This is a genomic window from Hymenobacter humi (assembly GCF_042665855.1).
Lineage (GTDB): Bacteria > Bacteroidota > Bacteroidia > Cytophagales > Hymenobacteraceae > Hymenobacter > Hymenobacter humi.
In genome coordinates this window covers 1,388,886-1,409,218 of sequence record NZ_JBHTEK010000001.1, presented here as the reverse complement: position 1 = coordinate 1,409,218, position 20,333 = coordinate 1,388,886, and the positions used below count along the sequence as shown (strand labels likewise).

Annotated in this window: 23 protein-coding genes and 2 pseudogenes; 14 read left to right on the top strand and 11 right to left on the bottom strand. The window is 61.7% G+C overall.

The genetic code is table 11. The annotated features are described in order from the left end of the window. Positions 1-12 precede the first annotated feature (12 nt). The 3 genes from ACFQT0_RS07940 to ACFQT0_RS07930 all read left to right on the top strand — a co-directional run bounded on the left by ACFQT0_RS07940 (position 13) and on the right by ACFQT0_RS07930 (position 1,625). Positions 13-726 (top strand): hypothetical protein, encoded by a 714-nt coding sequence (locus ACFQT0_RS07940; RefSeq protein ID WP_380201815.1) that lies wholly within the window; start codon positions 13-15, stop codon positions 724-726. Further along, positions 708-1,082, top strand: coding sequence for a glycosyltransferase (locus tag ACFQT0_RS07935; protein ID WP_380201813.1), 375 nt, complete (start codon positions 708-710; stop codon positions 1,080-1,082). Before ACFQT0_RS07940 ends, ACFQT0_RS07935 begins: the two co-directional genes overlap by 19 nt. A gap of 153 nt (positions 1,083-1,235) precedes the next feature. Next, the gene (locus tag ACFQT0_RS07930) at positions 1,236-1,625 is read left to right on the top strand and encodes a GNAT family N-acetyltransferase (protein WP_380201811.1); all 390 of its coding nucleotides are present in this window, start codon (positions 1,236-1,238) and stop codon (positions 1,623-1,625) included. Here ACFQT0_RS07930 and ACFQT0_RS07925 read toward each other — a convergent pair. After that, positions 1,622-2,200: a hypothetical protein gene (locus ACFQT0_RS07925; RefSeq protein ID WP_380201809.1), complete on the bottom strand. Its 579-nt coding sequence runs from the start codon at positions 2,198-2,200 to the stop codon at positions 1,622-1,624. The genes ACFQT0_RS07930 and ACFQT0_RS07925 overlap by 4 nt on opposite strands. Before the next feature lie 4 nt (positions 2,201-2,204). Then, the gene (locus tag ACFQT0_RS07920) at positions 2,205-3,596 is read right to left on the bottom strand and encodes an APC family permease (RefSeq protein WP_380201807.1); all 1,392 of its coding nucleotides are present in this window, start codon (positions 3,594-3,596) and stop codon (positions 2,205-2,207) included. Positions 3,597-3,748: 152 nt separating this feature from the next. Between ACFQT0_RS07920 and ACFQT0_RS07915 the strand changes: the two genes are divergently transcribed. From ACFQT0_RS07915 to ACFQT0_RS07885, 7 genes are all read left to right on the top strand, one after another. Further along, positions 3,749-4,696, top strand: coding sequence for a cation diffusion facilitator family transporter (locus ACFQT0_RS07915; protein ID WP_380201805.1), 948 nt, complete (start codon positions 3,749-3,751; stop codon positions 4,694-4,696). 28 nt (positions 4,697-4,724) lie between these two features. Further along, on the top strand, positions 4,725-5,339 hold the full coding sequence (locus ACFQT0_RS07910; RefSeq protein WP_380201803.1) for a cation diffusion facilitator family transporter: 615 nt from the start codon (positions 4,725-4,727) through the stop codon (positions 5,337-5,339). After that, entirely contained in the window at positions 5,240-5,668 is a 429-nt protein-coding gene (locus tag ACFQT0_RS07905) for a hypothetical protein (RefSeq protein WP_380201801.1), read from the top strand. The genes ACFQT0_RS07910 and ACFQT0_RS07905 overlap by 100 nt, the downstream gene beginning before the upstream one ends. 80 nt (positions 5,669-5,748) lie before the next feature. After that, positions 5,749-6,408, top strand: coding sequence for a hypothetical protein (locus ACFQT0_RS07900; RefSeq protein WP_380201799.1), 660 nt, complete (start codon positions 5,749-5,751; stop codon positions 6,406-6,408). Continuing rightward, positions 6,351-6,563: a hypothetical protein gene (locus tag ACFQT0_RS07895; protein ID WP_380201797.1), complete on the top strand. Its 213-nt coding sequence runs from the start codon at positions 6,351-6,353 to the stop codon at positions 6,561-6,563. The genes ACFQT0_RS07900 and ACFQT0_RS07895 overlap by 58 nt, the downstream gene beginning before the upstream one ends. Next, positions 6,538-6,945 (top strand): hypothetical protein, encoded by a 408-nt coding sequence (locus tag ACFQT0_RS07890; protein WP_380201795.1) that lies wholly within the window; start codon positions 6,538-6,540, stop codon positions 6,943-6,945. Before ACFQT0_RS07895 ends, ACFQT0_RS07890 begins: the two co-directional genes overlap by 26 nt. Positions 6,946-7,165: 220 nt before the next feature. Continuing rightward, entirely contained in the window at positions 7,166-7,489 is a 324-nt protein-coding gene (locus ACFQT0_RS07885; RefSeq protein WP_380201793.1) for a methylated-DNA--[protein]-cysteine S-methyltransferase, read from the top strand. A gap of 256 nt (positions 7,490-7,745) precedes the next feature. On the opposite strand, the gene ACFQT0_RS07880 is transcribed toward ACFQT0_RS07885, so the two are convergent. Next, a complete protein-coding gene (locus ACFQT0_RS07880; RefSeq protein ID WP_380201791.1) occupies positions 7,746-8,630 on the bottom strand; it encodes an alpha/beta hydrolase in 885 nt (294 codons plus the stop codon). 193 nt (positions 8,631-8,823) lie between these two features. Here ACFQT0_RS07880 and ACFQT0_RS07875 point away from each other — a divergent pair, with 193 nt between their 5' ends. Both ACFQT0_RS07875 and ACFQT0_RS07870 read left to right on the top strand, forming a co-directional pair. Continuing rightward, entirely contained in the window at positions 8,824-9,594 is a 771-nt protein-coding gene (locus ACFQT0_RS07875; protein ID WP_380201789.1) for a tetratricopeptide repeat protein, read from the top strand. A gap of 159 nt (positions 9,595-9,753) precedes the next feature. Further along, the gene (locus ACFQT0_RS07870; RefSeq protein ID WP_380201787.1) at positions 9,754-10,407 is read left to right on the top strand and encodes a hypothetical protein; all 654 of its coding nucleotides are present in this window, start codon (positions 9,754-9,756) and stop codon (positions 10,405-10,407) included. Between the two features lie 79 nt (positions 10,408-10,486). On the opposite strand, the gene ACFQT0_RS07865 is transcribed toward ACFQT0_RS07870, so the two are convergent. From ACFQT0_RS07865 to ACFQT0_RS07850, 4 genes and pseudogenes are all read right to left on the bottom strand, one after another. Continuing rightward, positions 10,487-10,792, bottom strand: a complete 306-nt coding sequence (locus tag ACFQT0_RS07865) for a T9SS type A sorting domain-containing protein (protein ID WP_380201785.1) — start codon at positions 10,790-10,792, stop codon at positions 10,487-10,489. Then, the gene (locus tag ACFQT0_RS07860) at positions 10,789-12,390 is read right to left on the bottom strand and encodes a M4 family metallopeptidase (protein ID WP_380201783.1); all 1,602 of its coding nucleotides are present in this window, start codon (positions 12,388-12,390) and stop codon (positions 10,789-10,791) included. The genes ACFQT0_RS07865 and ACFQT0_RS07860 overlap by 4 nt, the downstream gene beginning before the upstream one ends. A gap of 187 nt (positions 12,391-12,577) precedes the next feature. After that, positions 12,578-12,895 (bottom strand): annotated as a pseudogene (locus ACFQT0_RS07855) (hypothetical protein); the annotation flags it as partial. Positions 12,896-13,729: 834 nt separating this feature from the next. Then, a pseudogene (locus ACFQT0_RS07850) lies at positions 13,730-15,045 on the bottom strand (amidohydrolase). Between the two features lie 149 nt (positions 15,046-15,194). Between ACFQT0_RS07850 and ACFQT0_RS07845 the strand changes: the two are divergent. Then, positions 15,195-15,902 carry a phosphatase PAP2-related protein gene (locus tag ACFQT0_RS07845; protein ID WP_380201781.1) on the top strand — a complete coding sequence of 236 codons (708 nt, stop codon included), beginning with the start codon at positions 15,195-15,197 and terminating at the stop codon, positions 15,900-15,902. A gap of 62 nt (positions 15,903-15,964) precedes the next feature. On the opposite strand, the gene ACFQT0_RS07840 is transcribed toward ACFQT0_RS07845, so the two are convergent. The 4 genes from ACFQT0_RS07840 to ACFQT0_RS07825 form a co-directional block, all read right to left on the bottom strand. Further along, the gene (locus ACFQT0_RS07840; RefSeq protein ID WP_380201779.1) at positions 15,965-16,276 is read right to left on the bottom strand and encodes a hypothetical protein; all 312 of its coding nucleotides are present in this window, start codon (positions 16,274-16,276) and stop codon (positions 15,965-15,967) included. Then, positions 16,270-16,743 carry an SDR family NAD(P)-dependent oxidoreductase gene (locus ACFQT0_RS07835; RefSeq protein ID WP_380201777.1) on the bottom strand — a complete coding sequence of 158 codons (474 nt, stop codon included), beginning with the start codon at positions 16,741-16,743 and terminating at the stop codon, positions 16,270-16,272. Before ACFQT0_RS07835 ends, ACFQT0_RS07840 begins: the two co-directional genes overlap by 7 nt. Positions 16,744-16,832: 89 nt before the next feature. Beyond that, on the bottom strand, positions 16,833-17,360 hold the full coding sequence (locus ACFQT0_RS07830) for a phytanoyl-CoA dioxygenase family protein (protein WP_380201775.1): 528 nt from the start codon (positions 17,358-17,360) through the stop codon (positions 16,833-16,835). Beyond that, positions 17,270-17,647 carry a hypothetical protein gene (locus tag ACFQT0_RS07825; RefSeq protein ID WP_380201773.1) on the bottom strand — a complete coding sequence of 126 codons (378 nt, stop codon included), beginning with the start codon at positions 17,645-17,647 and terminating at the stop codon, positions 17,270-17,272. Before ACFQT0_RS07825 ends, ACFQT0_RS07830 begins: the two co-directional genes overlap by 91 nt. 493 nt (positions 17,648-18,140) lie before the next feature. On the opposite strand from ACFQT0_RS07825, the gene ACFQT0_RS07820 reads away from it, so the two are divergent. Further along, positions 18,141-19,769: a hydroxymethylglutaryl-CoA reductase gene (locus ACFQT0_RS07820; protein ID WP_449272050.1), complete on the top strand. Its 1,629-nt coding sequence runs from the start codon at positions 18,141-18,143 to the stop codon at positions 19,767-19,769. The last annotated feature ends 564 nt before the right edge of the window (positions 19,770-20,333 follow it).

Here is a 20,333-nt window from a genome sequence, read left to right as displayed (position 1 = left end):
TATTTTATTCTTGTGCGCATTTTATTTATTACCCCTTACCCGGCCGGCCGGGCTCCCTCCCAACGGTTTCGCTTTGAGCAGTATCTACCCGCGCTAACCGCCAATGGGCATAAGTATCAAGAGGAGGCTTTTCTGTCCGAAGAAACCTGGGCCATTCTCTACAAGCCGGGGCATAGCCTGAGCAAGGCGCTAGGCATTTTGGGTGGAATGCTGCGGCGCACGGCGCTGCTGGCACGGGTGTCGGCGTTCGACTTTGTATTTGTGCATCGCGAAGCGGCCCCAGTGGGGCCACCCGTGTTTGAGTGGCTCCTTGCCAAGGTGCTGCGCAAGAAAATAATCTACGATTTCGACGATGCCATCTGGCTGCCCAACACCTCGGAAAACAACAAGATTGCGGCTGGGGTGAAGTGGCACCACAAGGTGGCCAGCGTTTGTAGCTGGGCCTACAAAAACAGCTGCGGCAACAGCTACCTGGCAGCTTATGCCCGGCAGTTCAACCCGAATACCGTGGTGAACCCCACCACCATCGACACAGTGCACCTGCACAACCAGGTACGCGACCAGGCCCGCCCCGGCCGCTTGGTCATTGGCTGGACGGGCACGCACTCGACCCTGAAATACCTGGAGCAAATCGTGCCCGTGCTGGCCCGCCTCGAAGCGGAGGGACTGGATTTTGAATTCCGGGTGATTTCCAACCAGCCCCCGAATTGCCGCTGCGCTCACTAGTGTATGTGCCGTGGAACAAGGCCACAGAAATTGCCGATTTGCTGGCTTTTCATGTTGGGCTGATGCCGCTGGAAGATGATGTGTGGGCGAAGGGCAAATGCGCCTTTAAGGCCTTACAATACATGGCTCTGGGCGTACCGCCGCTCGTGTCGCCGGTGGGGATGAACACAGAAGTAGTGGAACACGGACGCAATGGCTTTATCTGCGCCACGGCGACGGAATGGGAAGCCGGCCTGCGCCAGCTACTGGCAGACCCTGCCCTACGGCAGCAGCTAGGCCAAGCGGCCCGGCACACAATTGAGCAGCGCTACTCAGTGCAGTCAAACACGGCTAATTTCCTGGCGCTGTTTTCGTAATCACACAAGAGGCCAAACAGGTAATGTCCACACACAGCCCTTCGATTCGCCGCGCTACCCTGGCCGATGTGCCAGCCGTGCTCGCCCTCATCCGGCGCGTGGTGCCGCTGATGAACGCCAGCGGCAACTTCCAGTGGTCGGCTGACTACCCGAATGAAGCTGTATTCACCGCCGACGTCGAGCGCGGTCACCTTTGGGTGGCCGAGGCTCGACGGCGCTGTCGTCGGAGTGGCCGCCCTTACCATGGACCAGGACGAGGAATACGCCCAGGCCGACTGGGACGTGACCGAGCTGGCGCTGGTGACGCACCGCCTCGCCGTAGACCCGGCAGCCCAAGGGAAAGGCGTGGCACTGGCTTTGATGGAGCAAGCCGAGAAACAGGCTGTGGCGCAGGGCCTACACACTTTGCGCGTAGACACCAACTCGGAGAATGCGGCTACACAACGGCTGTTCCCGAAGTTAGGCTACCGCTTTGCCGGTGAAATCACGCTGGGGTTTCGGCCGGGGCTGCGGTTCTTCTGCTACGAGAAGCGGTTGAGCTAATCGGGCACTGCATAGGCAGCCAGCTCCAGTAGCTCCTGGCGGAGCTGAGCTTCCCAGGCTGCTTGCTTGTCCAGAAACAGCCCGTATTTGGTTTCATCGGCATACTGGAACTGCCGTTTATTGGCAGCCTCGAAGGCAGTTCTGAACACCTCATCAATGTCTGGCTTACCAATGAGAATGATGCGTTTCGCACCGGCCCTCAGCTCCTGGCGTAGGCGCCGAGCGGCCACCTCATTGATATCCCACAGGGTTTGCATGTACCGGAGGTGTAATTCCAGGCCCGATTGGTCGGCTGAATCCAGATAGGAGCCCGAGCCACTGAACAGGTTTTGCACGACGCGGTTGCCGTTTTTACCTAACAGGTCGTAGGCATTCCCATTCAGCTGCAGGCCCAGATTCGCCACGCTTTGGTTTAGGTTGTTTTGTGGGCGCATTCGCAGCTGGAAGTCTCGGGCCTGCAAACGGCGCGTGGCGCTCCACTGCAGATAGCCGGGCGGGAGCGGCTTTCCGGGTTGGGCAAAGCCTGAAGTACCCAGCAGAAACAGCCCAACAAACAGTAGCAAGCGCATGGCCATGTTTCTATTCAGCTTGCTGTTTTTGCTCAAACGGCCACCGTTTCAGCCGCCGGCTCCAAATCAGGAACACGCCCACGCCCAGCACAATTACGGTGAGGCCCGAGAGCATAAACTGCGGGCCGGTGCTCCAGAACACCAGTAGCCACACGGCAATGGCAATAAGCACGGGCAGCGGATACAGCGGCATTTTGAACGGCAGCGTCGCCGTGCCGCGCCGACGCCGGAGCAGCATCAGCCCCACGGCCTGGCCCACGAACTGCACCAGGATGCGCATGGCCAGGATGGCCGTGATGACCTCTCCCAGCCGGAACAGCAGGCTGAACACAAAGCCGATACCGCCCAGAATGAGCAGCGACACGTGGGGGAAGTTTTTGGTGGGGTGCAGGCGGGCGAAAATCGGCAGGAACTCGCCATCGGCCGCGGCGGCGTAGGGAATACGTGAGTAGCCCAGCAGCACCGCAAACAGCGAGGCAAACGCCACTAAGAGCACCAGCGCCGTGGCGGCCTGGGCCGCGCCTGCGCCGTAGAGCCGCTCCACAAACACGCTCACAATGAACTGCGACTTGTCGGCAACGCTGGTGGCGCCTGCGGCCTGCCAGGCTTTCACTTCCTGCCAGGGAATGACGGTGCCCACGCTCCAGTTCAGCAGCAGGTACAAGGCCATGATGCCCAGGATGCTCAGGAAAATGCTGCGCGGAATCACGCGCTGCGGGTTCACGATTTCGCCGCCCAGGTGGCACACGTTGTAGTAGCCCAGGTAGGAGTAAATGGTTTTGATGGCGGCCTGGCCCATGGCGGCCGAAAGCAGCACTCCCGGCAGCGCTTCCATGCCGCCCTGAGGCAGCCAGGCCACTTCGTGGTTGGCGTGCGTCAGGCCGCCGAAAATCAGCCAGCCCATGAGGCCCAGCACGCCCACCCAGAGCAGCACGCCCAGCTTGCCAATGTCTTCGATGCGGCGGTAGAGCAGCACAATGAGCAGCAGCACCACCGCGCCCGATACCAGCTTGGGCTGCCACCACTCGGTCATGGGCACGAGGTAGCCGAAATACTGGGCAAAGCCGATGGCGCCCGAGGCCAGCACCAGCGGCGACTGCACCAGCGTTTGCCACACGTAGAGAAACGACATCAGCCGGCCCCACTTCTGCTCGCCGTACGCCAGCTTCAGAAAGCGGTAGGAGCCGCCCGCTTCGGGGTACGCGGCGCCCAGCTCGCTCCAGATAAGGCCATCGACCAGGGCCAGGCCCGCCCCCACCAGCCAGGCCAGCAGAAAATTGGGCCCCATAAAGCCCATCACGAGCGGCAAGGTCACGAACGGCCCAATGCCGACCATGTCAATCATATTTAGCGCCGTGGCTTGCACCAGGCCCAGGCGGCGCTGCAAAGAAGGTTGAGACATGGGACGAAAGTAACCGCCACTGTTTTAAATGAGGAAAGCAGAAGGAGGAATGAGGAATTCCCAGTCACCAATTCTCCATTCGTCCTTCTTCATTCCTCATTAAGCAATGCGCCCCGCCAACGCCTGCGCCAACTGCTGCGTAAGGCTAACCCATGAGTACAACAGCTTCCTCTTCCAAAGTCGCCATCTACGGGGCCATTGGGGCCAACATCGCCATTGCCATCAGCAAGTTTGTGGCGGCGTTTTATACCGGGAGCTCGGCCATGCTCTCGGAGGGTATTCACTCCCTGGTCGACAGCGGCAACGGGGTCCTGATTCTGTACGGCGTGCACCAAAGCGGCAAAGCGGCCGACGCGCGCCACCCTTTTGGCCGCAGCAAGGAGCTGTATTTCTGGGCCCTGATTGTGGCCATTCTGGTGTTCTCAGTGGGTGGCGGCATGTCGTTTTACGAGGGCATCGAGCACATCAAAAACCCCGCGCCCCTCTCCGACCCCACCTGGAACTACTGGGTGCTGGGGCTCTCGCTGGTGTTCGAGAGCATTTCCTGCTTCCTCGCCTTCAAGGCCTTCAACGCCGACCGCGGCGACGAAGGCTTCTGGAAAACCCTGCGCCGCAGCAAAGACCCCGCGGTGTTTGCCATTCTGCTCGAAGACCTGGCCGCGCTGCTGGGCCTCGTCATTGCCCTGGCAGGCGTGTATTTAGGGCATTTGCTCAATAACCCCATACTCGACGGGGCCGCGTCCATCGGCATTGGCACGCTGCTCGTCATGGTAGCCATCTTCCTCATTTACAAGACTAAGGCGCTACTGGTGGGCACGGGCGTCGACGAGGAAACCCTGGACGACCTGCAGGTCATCGTGCGGCAGCAGCCGGGTGTGCAGCAAATGCGCGCGCCGCTCACCATGTACATGGGCCCCGCCGATATCATCCTGGCCCTTGACGTGGAATTTGATAACCACCTGACGGCCGACGAGATAGAAACCGCCGTGAAAGCCGTTCAGAAGGCCATCCGCGTGAAGTACCCCGAGTTTAAGCGCATTTTTGTCGAAGCCAAAGCCATTGGCGAAAAAGAGCGTGTGGGCAGCGCCGCCACTGATTAACCAGCCCAATTTTTTCTAATCCTGCCTTATGGCTTCCCCGAATTCTTCTAAACTCGCCCTCTACGGGGGCATTGTGGCCAACGTGGCCATCGCCGTCAGCAAGTTTGTAGCGGCGTATTTCACCGGCTCGTCGGCCATGCTTTCCGAGGGCATTCACTCGCTGGTAGACACCGGCAACGGGGTGCTGCTGCTGTTCGGCATCCGCCAGAGCCAGCTTCCCGCCAATTCCCGCCACCCCTTTGGGCGGAGCAAGGAGCTGTACTTCTGGGCCCTGATTGTGGCCGTGCTCATCTTCGCCATCGGCGGCGGCATGTCGTTCTACGAAGGCGTGAAGCACCTGCAGGACCCCAGTCCGCTGGAAGACCCCACCTGGAACTACGTCATCCTGGGCTTGTCCATCGTGTTTGAGGGGCTGGCCTGCTACCTGGCCGTGAAGGCACTCTACGCCGTGCCCGCCGAGGAAAAACCAGCTTCTTCACCACCCTGCGCACCAGCAAGGACCCGGCGGTTTTTGCCTCCGTGCTCGAAAACCTGGCCGCGCTCGTGGGCCTGGTGTTTGCACTGGTGGGCGTGTTCCTGGGCCATTACCTGGACAATCCTTACTTCGACGGCGGGGCCTCCATTGCCATCGGCTTGCTGCTGATGCTGGTAGCCATTTTTCTGGTGGGCAAAACCAAGCGCCTGATTGTGGGCCTCGGCGTTGATGACGCCACCCTGGCCAGCCTGGCGACGGTGGTGAAAGGCCAGTCGGCCGTGGAGACGTTCCGGCCGCCGCTCACCATGTACCTCGGCCCCACCGACGTGGTGCTGGCCCTCGACGTGGACTTCCGCGACGAGCTCTCGGCCGTGGAGGTAGAAAGCGCCATCGAGGAGCTGCAAACGGCCATCAAAACCGCTCACCCGGAGTTCCAGCACATTTTTGTGGAGGCCAAGGCCCTGGCCAAACGCCGACACAATCAACCAGTTGTATAAAATTAGCCCTATCTTATACCTGTAGTTTCAGGTATATCAGCAGCGGCCCAGGCCGATTAGCTGCGCTTTATTTTGCTATTATGGCTTTCTCTGCTTCCAATCCTTTCCGCTCCTTCTGGATGGGCGGCTACGAATGCACCGACCAGCTCAACGCCTTCGGCAACCGCGTCGATTTCCTGCCCCTGACCGGTCACTTGCAGCTCATTGACGAAGATTACGCCGCCCTCGACCCGTTTCAGGTGCGCACCGTGCGCGAGGGCATCCGGTGGGCCCAAATCGAGAAAACGCCCTACCACTACGACTTCAGCACGGTGAAAACCATGCTGGCCGCGGGCCAGCGTCACGGCATCCAGCAGGTGTGGGACTTGTGCCACTTCGGCTACCCCGACGACCTCACGCCGCTGCACCCCATGTTTGCCCGCCGCTTTGCCGCGCTGTGCCGGGCCTTCGTGGATTTCTACCGCAGCGAGCGGCCCGACGACACGCTCATCGTCACGCCTATCAACGAGGTGAGCTTCATCTCGTGGCTCGGCGGCGAGGTGCGCGGCACCTCGCCCTACTGCCACCACCAGGGCTGGGACGTGAAGTACGGACTGATGCGCGCCTACATCGAAGGCAGCTACGCCCTGCGCGAAGCCGACCCCGGCATCCGCTTTCTGACCACCGAGCCCTCATCAACATTGTGCCGCCACCCAACGCGACGCCCCAGCAGCGCCGCGACGTGCGCACGGCCCACCTGAACCAGTTTCAGGCCACCGACATGCTCTGCGGCCAGATGTGCCCCGAGCTCGGCGGCGCCCCCGAACTGCTCGACATTGTCGGGTTCAACTACTACTACGACAACCAGTGGCAGCTGCACCTACCGTCAGTTGGGCTGGAACGACACCGTCATTGACCCCAACTGGCGCCCGCTGCATACCTTGCTGCGCGACGCCTACAAGCGCTACCGCCGCCCCTTCGCCATCACCGAAACCAGCCACCCGGGCGTCGACCGCCCCCTGTGGTGGCGCATGATTGGCCGCGAATGCGCCGCCGTGCTCAGCGAGGGGCTGCCGCTGTGGGGCACCTGCCTCTACCCCATCATCGACCGGCCCGACTGGGACCACCTCGACCAGTGGCACCAGTCTGGCCTCTGGGATGCCGACCTGGGCCAGCCCGGCCCCGGCCGCCTGCTGCACCTGCCCAGCGCGGAAGCCCTGCGCGAAGCCCAGGCCCAGGTGGCGGCCGCTGTGGCTTCTACCGTGCCCCGCAAAAGCAGCCAACGGATATTGGGCTAAAAGGGGCCACCCGCGGGCTTCCGTTCCGCAGGGAGCCCCTACTTTTAAGCCATGCCAGCCACTGCTTATCTCGATTCCCCATTGGGCCTGGTGTCCCTCACCGGCTCTGACGCGGGCCTGAGCGCCGTGAGCTTCGATGTGCCCGCGGGCCTCGCGGCTACGAGTTTTAATGCTGTGCCCACCTGTTTGCGCGAAGGTCACCGCCAGCTGCAAGCCTATTTTGCCCGCGAGCCTGCGCGACTTTGCCCTCACGTACGCCCCGGAGGTTGGCACCGAATTCCAGCGGCAGGTATGGACGGCGCTGCTGGGCATTGGGTACGGGCGCACGGCTTCGTACCTGGAAGTAGCTAAGCTGCTGAACAACCCCAAATCGGTGCGGGCGGTGGGTGCGGCCAATGGCCAGAACCCGCTGGCCATTGTGTGGCCCTGCCACCGTGTTATCGGGGCCGATGGCAGCCTGACGGGCTACGCCGGCGGCATGCACCGCAAAAAGTGGCTGCTGGAATTTGAGCAACCCACCCGGCAAATTGGGCTGTTTGGGTGATGCACGCATTGCGGCTAACTATTACAACAACTGCCCGTCTTGCCAAGTGGAGCTGCAGGGACCTCCCCCGGCCCCTCTCCAAAAGAGAGGGGAGCTACGGCACAAGGGTTAGCTCAATTATAAAGCAAAAGGCCCGGCTCAAGTTAGCCGGGCCTTTCTGTTTGCTGATTAACGTCAGGCTCCCCTCTCTTTTGGAGAGGGGCCGGGGGTGAGGTGCCACCAGGCAGAGGCTCCGCTACGCAGGAAGCCCCATTCCTTACGCCCCGACCATCTTCAGCAGCTCCCGGTAAATAATATTGTGCTGCCAATACAGCTGTAGCACCATGGGAATGTGGTGGCGGCCGGCAATGACGGTGTAAGGTGCCGGCTGCCCAATGGCCTTGAGCCGGTCGCGAAAGCGTCCCGAGCTTCCGCTGATGCTCGGGTACGTTTCGCCGCCGATGAAAAACTGGAACGGCGGCATGCCCGCCTTAATCTTGTAAATGGCCGACTGGGCCTTCCACACGGCGGGGTCGGTGCCAAAGGGCACGAGGTACTGCTGGTCACCCGCGTACTTCATTTCCTTGAGGTAGCTGTACATGTCGAGGCCGGCGGGGTCGTCCATGATGGCGCCGCGCACGGGGTTTTGGGGCAGGCCGTGGCGGGCGAGTAGCTCATCGTCGGTGGCCAGTAGGGCGGCCAGGCCACCGCCTGCCGAGTGGCCCATCACGAAGATGCGGGCGGGGTCGCCGCCGTGGCGGGCGATGTTTTGCACGGTCCAGGCCAGGGCGCGGGCGCAGTCGGCGGCTTGCTCGGGCACGTGCACGGCCGGCGCCAGGCGGTAGTTGATAACCACGGCCACTACGCCCTGCTTGGCCAGGCGCCGGCCGATGAAGGTGTAGATGTTCTTGCTGCCGCTCGTCCAGCTGCCGCCGTGGATGAATAGCACCACGGGGTAGCCGCCCGTGTGGGGCCCGGCTTTTTTGGGCGAATACACGTCGAGGACGTGCCGCTCCTGGTCGAAATCGGGGGCGGAGGCGGGCACATAGGCCAGGTCTTTGGCGCGGCGGCTGGGGCGGGCAGCCACGTATTCGGTGGCCAGCAGCATTACCAAGGCGGCCAGCAGCACGGCCAGGGGCATCAACAAAAAGAAACGACGCATACAGTCAACAACCGGAAAAGCCCGGCAATAGCTGGCGGGCAGCCCAACCTACGCCCGGGCGCCCGCCGCAGTTTGCGGCCAGCTCAACTTCCGGCCCCACTATATCCTTGCCGCTATTGGCTTTACCTTTGTCAACAACCTTGCTCAGGCGGTTTTATAGCGCCTGGCTTCATTTTTAATTTATCCCAGACCCGTGCTTATTTCCGCTTCGCTCAAAACCGTTTCGCAGTCGTTGGCCGCTTTGCTGCTGCTCGGGCTGCTCGTTGCTGAGCCCGCCCAGGCCCAACGCAAGCGCAGCACTTCGGTAGCCAATGCCGACGGCAGCCTGGCTACTACGGCGCCCGTTCCCGCCCGGCCCGCCCGCCTGCAGCCCTTGTTTGGGGGCCTCACTCCGGCTCAGGCCACCCAGCTCATCGGCGAGAAGCAGCTCAAGGCCATTGCGGCCAGCTTTGCTTCTACGGCCGAGGCCAGCACGTTTTTCACCACCAAAGGCTACGAGTACCTGCGCGAAAACCAGCCCGACACGGCGGCCTACCGTTTCAACCTGGCCTGGCTGCTCAACCCCCAGAATGCCGAAGCCTACCGCGGCCTGGGCATCGTGGCCAGCACCCAATCGGCACCCGACGCCGCTATCAACCTGCTGAGCAAAGGCCTGGCGCTGGACCCCAAAAGCAACTACATCATGGGCGACCTGGGCGCGAGCTACCTCATTCGCTACGGCCAGACCAAAAAGAAGAAGGACCTGACCACCGGCCTGGACCTGCTCAAGCGCGTGCTCGCCGCCGAGCCCACCAACGCCGATGCCTGGCAGCAGGCGGCGCGCGGCCTCTACTACCAGGAGAAATACGCCGAAGCCTGGGACGCCGTGCACAAGGGCCAGGCCCTGAGCGTACCCAGCCTCGATTTCACCCTCATCACCGACCTGCTGGCCAAGCAGCCCGACCCGCAAGGCACGTTTAAGTAAGCCGCACGGTACACGGATTCCGGCGGTTTCACCGTTGAAGCCCGTATAAGCGGTGTTATTTTCACTTAGATAGATAGTATGCGGTTTAGGGCCTTGATTTTAGGAGTAGCAGCGGCAGGAATATTTAGCATTCAAACAGCTCAGGCCCAGCACTATGGGGTGAAGCGACATTACAATACGCAGGGCCGGCCTTACTACCGGGGGCCGTACCACGTGACACTCGGCGGCGGCACGGCATTTTACGACGGCGACCTGGGCAATAGCCTCGGCAACAATTTTTATGGGCCGGCCATCAGCGCGGGCATGCTGCACCGCATCACCACGCGCATGCACATCGGCAGCGAGCTGTCGTACGTGAAGATGGGTGCCCGCGACCAGGCCCAGGAGCGCGGGCTGGCCTTCACCAGCACCAACGGGCTCGGCACGGTGTTTCTGCGCTTCGATTTGCTGCACGACGAATCCATCTTTGCTGCTTCGCAGGCCGAGGCGCCCAGGTTTCAGGTGTACGTGCAAGGCGGGGCGGGCCTATTGCTGTACAACCCCAAAGCGTACAACGGCACGGAGCGGCCCACGAAAGGCACTACCATTCTGGCACCGGAGCGCAACGACTACCCCGCGCTGGCCGGGGTGCTGCCCGTCGGGGGCGGGTTTCAGGTGCGGCTCACCGACCAAATCCGGGCCGGTGTAGAAGGCAATTACTACTTCACCTCCACCGACCAGCTCGACGACATCAACACCCGTCTGGGCGGGGCCGGCCTCAAGAAAGACGGCTTCGGCACGCTGATGCTCAAGCTGGACTATTCACTGGAATAGCATCGCTTAACTTAGCTCAACGGAAACAAAAAAGGCCCGCCAGCATCGCTGACGGGCCTTTTTACTTGGCTTCCGAAGCTTATTGCTTCACGAAGCGCTGGTGGAACAGCTTCTGGCCGTTGCTTACCGCAATGGTGTACATGCCCTTGGGCAGGCTGCTGATGTTCACTTGGCCGTTAGCCAGGGTCACATTGTCCATCCGTGCGCCGCGCACATCGGTGATTACCACGCTGACGGCATCGCCCGGCAGGGAGAGGTTCAGCAGGCTGGAGGCGGGGTTCGGGTATACTTCTAACACCTTGGCCAGCTCGTTGCCAATCGGCGTAGCGTCGCCGGTCAGCGCGTAGGTACCGCCGGTTAGGGCTGCGCCACCCGTGATGTTCACGTTATAGTCTTCGGTTTCGCCGTAGCTGTAGCTGTTGCAGCGGTGGTAGCCGAGTTGTCGCTCACAATAACCCGCATGCGCGTAGTGCCCGACTTAGCCGTGGAAGGGACCGTAAAGGTGCCCGACAGCGTAGCGCTGCTGCTGCTTGAACCGCTTATAACCAGTTCGCCGGCATCGGTGAACACGCCGTTCTTATTGTAGTCGATGTATACTTTCCAGTACTCGGTGTAAGCCGTACCGGTTGGGAAGGCTACGCTGAAGCGAACGGTTTGCGAAGTGCCGGCACCGATGCTAGGAGCAGCCAGGGCCGTGCCGTTGTAGTAACCAGCGTCCGAACCGGAGGTGCGGGCCAGGGTACCCAGGCTTACGTAGTCGATGTACTCATACGACTGGCTGCCGCCTTTGCTCGCGCAATAGGTAGCCGGGGGAGGCGTGGTGCCACCGCCGCTGTACGCAGCGCCGACGCCTACGGCGCTCCAGGCGTTGGTAACGGCAATTTCCTGAGCCGAACCGGCACCGTAGAGGTCCTTGGCCGACTGGATGGAGTAGGTACGGGCGGCGGCGTAGTTGCTCGAAGCCGTCAGGTACACACTCTCGGTGCGGTAGGCAATTTTGGCGGCCGCATCAATGCCGATGCCGGTCACGCTGAAGGCCGTGCCCAGGTCGTTGGTGCCGCTGCCGCCCACCGCCGTGCGGTAGAACCAGTGGTTGAGCACGCCCGAGTTGGTGTGCACTCCGCCGTAGTCGCCGGTGCCGGTGTACCAGTAGGTGCCTTTGTAGGTGTCGGGCTGGCTTTCGGCGTTGGGGTTGCTCATCGAGCGCAGCGAGGGCCGCACTTTGTCGATGTCTTCGCCAATGAGCCAGGTGGATTTGGCGGGCGCCTTGTAGTACTCCACGGCCGCACCCCAAATGTCGGAGAAGCCTTCGTTCATGGCGCCCGACTCGTTGGAGTACGTCAGGTTGGCGGTTCTTTCGCACACGGCGTGGCCGATTTCGTGGGCCGCTACGTCGAGCGAGGTCAACGGGTCGAAGCGCGAGGCGCCGTCGCCGTAGGTCATTACCGAGCCGTTCCAGTAGGCATTCTCGTAGCCCACGCCATCGCCGGGGGTGTCGTCGAAGTGCACGTAGCTCTTGATTTTGGCGCCGGCGTTGTCGTAGGAGTTGCGGGCGTGCACATTCTTGAAGTAGTCGTACGTGCTCTGGGCCCCGTAGTGCGCGTCCAGCGCGGCGTTGTCGAAGTTGGCGTTGTTGTACTCGGTCCAGCTGTTGTCGGCGTCGATGAAGTCAACGGCCGCGGTGTAGCTGTTGCCCTTGCGGCAGTTGTAGGTCTCGATGCCCAGGCCGCGGGTGAGCTCGCGCAGGTAGTAGCCGCCGGTGGTGGTGCCGGTAGCGCTGGTCTGGGTGCCCGAGTACTTGGTGGCAAACGTGCCGGTAGCGGCCGCGTGCTTGATGATGTTGTCCTGCAACACCACCTCGCCGGTGCGGGCGTCTACGTAGATGTAGGCGCGGCTCACGGGCTGCTGGGCGTAGATGTTGAACTTCCAGGCCAGCACCAGCGGGCCGGCTTCGGCGTTGTGGCGGGCGTCGCGCACAATCACCAGGCTCGCCTTTGGGCAGGTAGGTAGCAGCCGGGTTGTTTTCCTGCTGCTTGAGGCCGGCTTCTTCCGAGCGGTCCTGCCACATGTACTTGCGGGCACCTACTTTCGCCAGGGCGCGGCTCAGGGCGGCGGCCTCGTTCAGGCTGGGGGTGGTGCTCAGGCCGGCGATTTTCTCAAAGTCGCCGCTGATGCTTTCTACCGCGCCGCCTTTGGCGTGCACGTTGTAGTCGGCGTGCTCTACCCGAATGCCCTTGTAGAACTGCGAGAATTTCTGGTGGGTAAAGCCGAGCTGGTCGAGCTCGGTGCGGGCGGGCCGCAGCTGGTCGTCGGCGCCGAGGGCCAGTTCCTGGCGCAGCACCTGGGCCGCGTTGGCAGCTTTGTAGCTGGCCTTGCCCGCGGCGCTGAATTCAATCAGCTCGGGCTGGTTGTCGTTGCCCAAAACTTTGGTTTTGATGCGGGCGGCATCTTGGCCTTGAGCTGTGGAAGCAGCCAGGGAGCCGAGCATCAATAATGCAGCAGCTGAGTATTGTTTTCTCATGAACAGAAATGGGGAAAAATGGTGAAAATGGTGAAAAGCGTTATTTGCGGAAATGCTAATATTTGATAGCGTATCTGCCGCAACCTAGTCATTTTAGGAATCGGCATTACTGAATTTTTAAAATTAGGTTACAAAAGCCCGAATTTTACACGTTTATCATCAAACAAATTGCACTCTGACAAATTGAAACATTCCTTTAACCTGAATATTAAAATTGGACCATTTTTTGCTACAAGCTTCTACTCATGAAGCGGATATCCGGAAAACAAATGAGGATTTTGCTCTTCCGGGTGGACTTCAGGCAGGTTGCATCCTAGCCCTTTTGAGGGCCGGCAGCATGAGCATGGATACAAGAAATTCGGAGTTGAGCTGATGGTCGGGCTTGCAGCAGCGCGGCAAACCAGCTCAACTATCCACTTGGCGGGGCGCCGCGCCGGGGAGTGGCCGCGAACTGCACCGCTACCCTAGAGCTGTTTCAGATTCACCGTATGGCCATGCCAGTAGCGCGGACTTTGTAGTCCGCGTCCCCGGCGGAAAACTGAACGTCACTCAACGGTGCGGGGACGCGGACTACAAAGTCCGCGCTACTGTGCACGCACTCCGAAACCGCTCTAAGGGGGCGTATTAGGCTTCTAGCGAGATGCCAGCAACCGTCCAATGAGTAGCAAGCGCAGCTTTACGCAGCTCAATTACTGCGCATAATGGTCTCGCACGCCGCAGCCTGCGGCGTGCGTGCTCAACGCCGGTTGCTCCCGATTACAGTTGAGCTACTAATCCCTCAAACAAGGAGCCAAGTCTTTGCTACTGCTTCTTGGCGTTGAGGTAGTCGGCGGCCAGCGTGGCCAGGGTTTTTACGCCCAGCGTGAGGCCGCTCTCGTCGATGCGGAAACCGGCGGTGTGGTGGTCGGCGGTCTTGGCGGGGTCCTGGCCTTTGGTCATGCCGCCCACGAAGAGGAACAGGCCGGGCACTTTTTCCTGGTAAAAGGCAAAGTCCTCGGCGCCGGTCACGGCCTTGATTTCGCGCACGTGGGCCGGGCCGGCGGTGGCCTGCAGGGTGGGCAGCATCTGGGCCGTGAGGGCGGGGCTGTTGGTGGTTACGGGCACGTAGGGCTCGATGGTGACGTCGGCCGTGGCCCCGGCGCTCTCGGCGATGTTGGTGGCAATGCGCTTGATGGAGGCCCAGATTTGCTTTTGCACGTCGGGATTCAGGGCCCTGATGGTGCCGCTCAGCTCCGCATCGGGCGGGATGACGTTGTAGCGCACCCCGGCGTTGATGGTGCCCACCGTGACCACTGCCGCGTCGTCAATCAGCCGCACCTGGCGGCTCACGATGGTTTGCAGGCCCATGATAATCTGGGCGGCGGTTACCACGGGGTCCACGCTGTTCCAGGGGTAGGCGCCGTGCGCCCCTTGCCGTGCACCTTGATGACAAACCGGTCGGACGAGGCCATGGTCCCGCCCGGGCGGTAGGCCAGGTTGCCCACCTCGGTTTGCGCGTTGATGTGCACGCCAAACACGGCGTCGACCTTGGGCTTGTCGAGCACACCCTCCTTCACCATGAGCTTGGCGCCGCCTTCCACGCCCGGCAGGGAGCCTTCTTCGGCGGGCTGAAAAATGAATTTCACGGTGCCGGGCAGGTCTTTCTTCACCTGGCTCAATACCTCGGCGGCGCCCATGAGCATGGCCACGTGGGTGTCGTGGCCGCAGGCGTGCATCACGCCCACGGGCTGGCCCAGGTAGGTGGTCTTCACCTTCGAGGCGAAGGGCAAGTCATTGGTTTCGGTGATGGGCAGGGCATCCATGTCGGCGCGCAGGGCCACCACGGGGCCGGGCTTGCCGCCCTTCAGAATGCCCACCACGCCGGTGCGGGCCACGCCGGTTTGCACTTCCAGGCCCAGCTTCTTGAGGTGGGCCGCAATGATGCCCGCCGTGCGGGTTTCCTGGTTGCCCAGTTCGGGGTGCTCGTGCAGGTCGCGCCGCCAGGCAATCACCTTGCTTTCTTCCTGGGTGGCCAGTTGGGCAATGCGGGTGTTGAGGTCCTTGTTCTGGGCGTGGGCCGGCAGCCCCGCAAACGCCAGCCCAACACCAGCCGAAAGAGTAGCAAAAGAAAACCGCATGGCAAGCAGAGAAGAAAATTAGACGCAGCGCCCCGATTCCAGCGGGCAAGCAATGTTACGCCAGAGACGCCAACCAATCACCTACTGTTGAGGCTAGGGCGTAATTTTACCGCTTAATTATCATCTACCCTTCCCAACTGCCGTTTCCATTGCCCACGCTTCTCTCCCCTCCCGGGAGCTCCCCTGCCGCGTCAGGAACAGCAGTAGCCCAGCCGCAGCGGCAGCCCTGGCCAGCGGCGTGGGCCCTTCCCGGCTTCCGTTGGCGCCTCGGGCTCATTGTGCTGCTGCTGATGGGCTTGCTCGCAGTAGTACCGGGCTTCTACCACTTTATTCAGGCGCGCCCCGGCCAGCAACTGGCCGACCCGCTGCTGGACCTGCTGCCGGTGCGCGACACCTCGGCCCTCACCTTCGCCCTGATTTACGGGAGCATTGCAGCCACGCTGGGGTTCCTGGCCCGAAGGCCTAAGCTGCTACTACGGGCGCTGTGGGCGTATTACTTCCTGCAGTTGCTGCGCATGCTCACCCTGTGGCTGGTGCCGCTGGAGCCGCCGACGGCCCTGGTAGTGCTGCACGACCCCGTGATGGACCACATTTTTGCCGTGACCACCCAGCCCATTGTGCGCGACTTATTCTTCTCGGGCCACACCGCTACGGCCGCGCTGCTGGGGCTGGCCGTGCGCGGGCGCACCTGGCGCCGAGCCCTTGGCTTGCTCACGGTGACCATTGGCCTGCTCGTGCTGGTGCAGCGGGTACACTACTCGTACGATGTGCTGGCCGCACCGTGGTTTGCGTGGGCGGCGTATTGGCTCGCCGGGCAGGTCTGCCTGTCGAGGGGAAAAGCCCAATCAGCTCAATAACCCAATGAAAAAGGCTGTTCCATCAGGAGCAGCCTTTTTCATTAAACAGAACTTGAGCCGACTTAAAGGTATTTCTCGTAGATACCCGCCGCGATTTTCTCCACAATGCCCTTGGGCACCACGCTGGTGAGGCCGGCCGATACCTTGTTCAGCACGCCGGGGATGATTTCGGCCTCGCCGGCGAGCAGGCCCGCTACGGCAGCTTCGGCTACGGCTTCGGCCGTCATCGAGACCTTGTTGGCGGTGGCTTGCAGCTCGGCGCCCATGCCAGCGCGGTCGGCAAAGCTGGTGGTGGTGGCCCCGGGGCATAGGCAGGTCACCGAGACGCTGCTGGCCTTGAGCTCGTAGCGCAGGCCCCGGCTGAAGCTCAGCAAAAGGCCTTGCTGGCGGCGTAGAGCGAGAGCGACGGCACGGCCTGGTAGGCAGCGGTACTGGCCACGTTCAGCACGTAGGCTTTCGGGGCGCGGTGCAGGGCAGGCAGCAGGGCGTGCGTGAGGGCTACCGGCAAGTGCATGTTGAGCTGCAACATGTTTTGCTGCTCGGCCAAATTGAGCTGCTCGAAGCGGCCCCAGAGGCCGTAGCCGGCATTGTTTACCAGCACGGCCAGCTGGTCGGTCTGCTGCGTGGTCCAGGCGGCCACGGCTTCGGCGGCGCCGGGCGCGGCCAGGTCTAGGGCCAGCACGCGGGCCTGGCGCTGGTGCTTCTGCCCAATTTCCTGAGCCAGGGCCTGGAGCTGGTCTTCGGAGCGGGCCACCAACAACAGGTCGTAGCCCCGCTGAGCCAGCAAAAGGGAGATGGCGCGGCCAATGCCGCGCGAGGCGCCGGTAACGAGTGCGTACATTTTATAAATGAAGAATGAGGAATGAAGAATGAGGTATTGAAACCGGCCAGGTTGAGCCAATTCTTCATTCCTCATTCTTCATTCCTCATTTATTTGACAAGGTGCAGAAAGCGCAGGTAAAACGGCGTGGGGCTGGCTTCGCTTTTGGGCTGATACTTGCCCGCGATGATGGGCACGTACATCACCCGGCGGCGGCTGGCTTCGCCCGTGAGGGGCGACTGGGCCACGCGGTGCCACATGCGCCCGTCGTGCACGGTGAGGTCGCCGGGCTCGGTTTCGATGGCCACTTCGTTGGGGTCGTCGAACACGTCTTTGTAGTAGCGCTTGCGAAACAGCATCTGGTGCAGCCCCTGGCGGTGGGTACCGGGAAGTACGCGCAGGCCGCCGTTGGTGGCCTTGGTGCCGTCGAGGTGCAGGCCCACGTTCAGCATGGGCCCGATGCGCTTGCCGTAGAATACGTCGCGCAGCGAGTCGGTATGCCAGCCCATTTGCGAGAACTCGGAGCCGGCCACGTGCACGTAGTGGTTCACCACGAGGCCGTCCTTCTCGTTTTCGCCCACCCGGCCGCCGTCGGCTTCCAGCAGCGGAAACAGGGCCTTGAAGCGGGCGTCCTGCACCAGTGGTGCAGCACCGGGCTGTGCTGGGAGGCAAAGGCAAACCGCTGCACAATGCGCGAGCCGTCCACGTCGTGCCCGTATTTGATGGGCACCCCGTTCACCTTCTCCACGCCCTCGGCCAGCCATTTGGCTTGCACGTCCTGGGTGGCTTTAAGCAGTTGCTGCACGTATTCGGGCGAAGCAAAAGGCCGGAAATGCAGGAAGCCGTACTGGGTAAAAAACGCGCGCTGCTCGGCCGTAAGCGTGCTGCCGAGGGTAAAACGCGGATAATTGGCGGATAAGGACATAGCAGAAAAGAGGCGGCCAGCGGGCGTTGCCGCCGGGGCACAAAGGTAACAAGGCAGCTTGCGCGCCTGCCGTTTGCAGACGAGCCGGGGCAATGCAGCCGCTGGTAACCGCCCCGGCGAGGCAGTGTTTTGCGAAGGCATCGCCGCCCGGCGTAACGGTAGTGGTGGTGAAGCGCTTCACCCCCTCCCGACACAAGACGTTCGCGCCCGCCGCATACCTTAGCTACCTAAATATAGCCCCGTCTAGGCAAGGTTTGGCCTCGGAAAATAATTTCCCAGCACGTATATATTTTGCTACTGCAGCCCAACCCTTCTGCTTGGCGGCGGGGCCGGCGCGTCGGGCCGGAGCCCAGGACCGCCGGCTACCGGGTGACGCGCCGCCTGAACGGCCGGTGGGCCGGCCAGGGCGCTACTTTTTCCTTAAAATTCCCCACCTTCACCCCCGCGCATCCCGCCGGCTCGTTCTTCACGCTACACCACATCACCCACCAATATGGTCTTCACTCCCAGCCCCATGCTCCTGAAGCTGCTGTATACCCGCGGCAGCCTCCACAACCTGCCCCACACGGGCGTGGCTTTCAGCATCAAAAACCGGCTCGACACCGTGAACGTGACCGGCTTCAAGCAGGTGCAAATCGGCGACGTGGTGATTCCGGCTGAGAAAATACACATCGACCTGGGCAACGGCGAGCGCCGCGCCGCCACCGACATCAGCCCCGACGGCCGGGCCATTGAGCTGCCGGTGGGCCGCGCGCTCGACATTTTCCTCGACACACCGCGCCTCGCCGAGGGCATGCACCCGGTGCAAATCTGGTTTTCCACCGATGCCTTCGGCGACCTGCACGTGGAGGTAGAAGACGCCATTGTGGGCCTGGCCAGCTTTAAGCCCCACATTCCCCGCTCCAGCGAGGACGATTATTCGGAGGCTTCCATCGCGGCCCGCCAGCGCTTTGCCGAAGAGTTTTCGGGGAAAGAATTCACCCACCTCAAGCACTACTCCTTCGACCCGCACATGCTGAAGGGCAACTGCGAGCATTTCACGGGCGTGGCGCAGATTCCGGTGGGCCTGGCCGGGCCGCTGCAAGTGAACGGCGAGCACGCGCAGGGCGAGTTCCTGATTCCGATGGCCACCACCGAAGGCACGCTGGTGGCCAGCTACAACCGCGGCATGCAGGTGCTCAACCTGTGCGGCGGGGTGAAGTGCACCGTCATCGGCGACGCCATGCAGCGGGCGCCGGTGTTCGTGTTCAGCGACGCCCGCGGGGCCCGCGACTTTGGCAAATGGGTCGAAGACACCATCGACCAAATCCGGCCCCAGGCCGAAAGCACCTCGAGCGTGGCCAAGCTGCAGTACATCGACACGTACCTGAGCAACAAGTTTGCCTACCTGCGCTTCAATTTCAGCACCGGCGACGCTGCTGGCCAGAACATGGTGGGCCGCGCCACCTTCGCCGCCTGCTCCTGGATTCTGGAAAACTACCGGGGCCCGAAGGTGGAGCACTTCTACCTCGAATCGAACTTCGCCACCGACAAAAAGGCCTCGCAAATCAACGTGATGCGCACCCGCGGCAAGCGCGTGGTGGCTGAGGCTGTGGTGAAGCGCGAGGTGCTGCAGCAGCGCATGCGCGTGACGCCCGAGCAGGCTGGCCTACCACGGGCAGGTGAGCAACGTGGGCGCCTTCCTGTCGGGGGCCAACAACAACGGCGCGCACTCGGCCAACGGCATCACGGCCATGTTCATCGCCACCGGCCAGGACGTGGCCAACGTGAGCGAGTCATCGGCCGGCATCTTGTACTCCGAGGTCACGGCCGAGGGCGATTTGTACATCAGCATCACCATTCCGTCGCTGATTGTGGCCACCCACGGCGGCGGCACCGGCCTGGCCACCCAAAACGAGTGCCTGCAAATGCTGGGCTGCGTGGGCCGCGGTACCGTGCGCAAGTTTGCCGAAATCGTGGCCGGCGTGGTGCTGGCCGGCGAGCTCAGCCTGGGCGCCGCCATCAGCAGTTCCGACTGGGTGAGCAGCCACGAGCAGTACGGCCGCAACCGCTAACCGATTTCAGCTCAATTTTTATTCGGCCAAACGCCCCGCTACCTAATCAGTTAGCGGGGCGTTTATGATTCAATAGAGAATAAAACTTGTTCCTGAATTAGCCTTGATATAAAAAGACCGTCCTGCTTTATCTGGCGTCCGCGCAGCCGAAGCATCTCTACCGCAGCACTAACCCAATCGCCTGTCATGCTGAGGCACGAAGCATCTTATCAGGTCAGCACGAATCGTTGAGCCGTGAAAAGATGCTTCGTGCCTCAGCATGACAGACGATTGGATTACTAACACACGCGAGATGCTTGGCTACGCCGACCTACGGTTCGACAAGCTCAGCATGACGTTCTTTTTGGGAACAGGTCTATGGTGCTTCCCCGGAGTTGAGCCGGTTTTACCCATTCAGGGCCGAAGGATACCACGGCGGGCTTTGTCCGGCGCCTTACTTGTCCGCATTTTCCTCGGGAAAACTGCACCAAAACCATACTCCTTTAACCCGCAGCTCGCGATGCACGGAGCATCTCAAGGAGCAGAGCAGGAAAAAATAGCTCAATAAAAGCGGGGCGAGTTTTCCAAACGCGCGGCCCGACCTGCACTTAGCCTTCAAAATACTTCGGCTATATTATCAGCAACTTACGGGG

Bases quoted from the DNA above. Each gene is read 5' to 3' on its own strand.
- ACFQT0_RS07825 (WP_380201773.1), bottom strand. From the start codon at position 17,647: ATGTCCTTATCCGCCAATTATCCGCGTTTTACCCTCGGCAGCACGCTT.
- ACFQT0_RS07820 (WP_449272050.1), top strand. From the start codon at position 18,141: ATGGTCTTCACTCCCAGCCCCATGCTCCTGAAGCTGCTGTATACCCGC.
- ACFQT0_RS07930 (WP_380201811.1), top strand. From the start codon at position 1,236: ATGAAGCTGTATTCACCGCCGACGTCGAGCGCGGTCACCTTTGGGTGG.
- ACFQT0_RS07880 (WP_380201791.1), bottom strand. From the start codon at position 8,630: ATGCGTCGTTTCTTTTTGTTGATGCCCCTGGCCGTGCTGCTGGCCGCC.
- ACFQT0_RS07900 (WP_380201799.1), top strand. From the start codon at position 5,749: ATGGCTTTCTCTGCTTCCAATCCTTTCCGCTCCTTCTGGATGGGCGGC.
- ACFQT0_RS07835 (WP_380201777.1), bottom strand. From the start codon at position 16,743: ATGTACGCACTCGTTACCGGCGCCTCGCGCGGCATTGGCCGCGCCATC.
- ACFQT0_RS07910 (WP_380201803.1), top strand. From the start codon at position 4,725: ATGGCTTCCCCGAATTCTTCTAAACTCGCCCTCTACGGGGGCATTGTG.
- ACFQT0_RS07915 (WP_380201805.1), top strand. From the start codon at position 3,749: ATGAGTACAACAGCTTCCTCTTCCAAAGTCGCCATCTACGGGGCCATT.
- ACFQT0_RS07925 (WP_380201809.1), bottom strand. From the start codon at position 2,200: ATGGCCATGCGCTTGCTACTGTTTGTTGGGCTGTTTCTGCTGGGTACT.
- ACFQT0_RS07920 (WP_380201807.1), bottom strand. From the start codon at position 3,596: ATGTCTCAACCTTCTTTGCAGCGCCGCCTGGGCCTGGTGCAAGCCACG.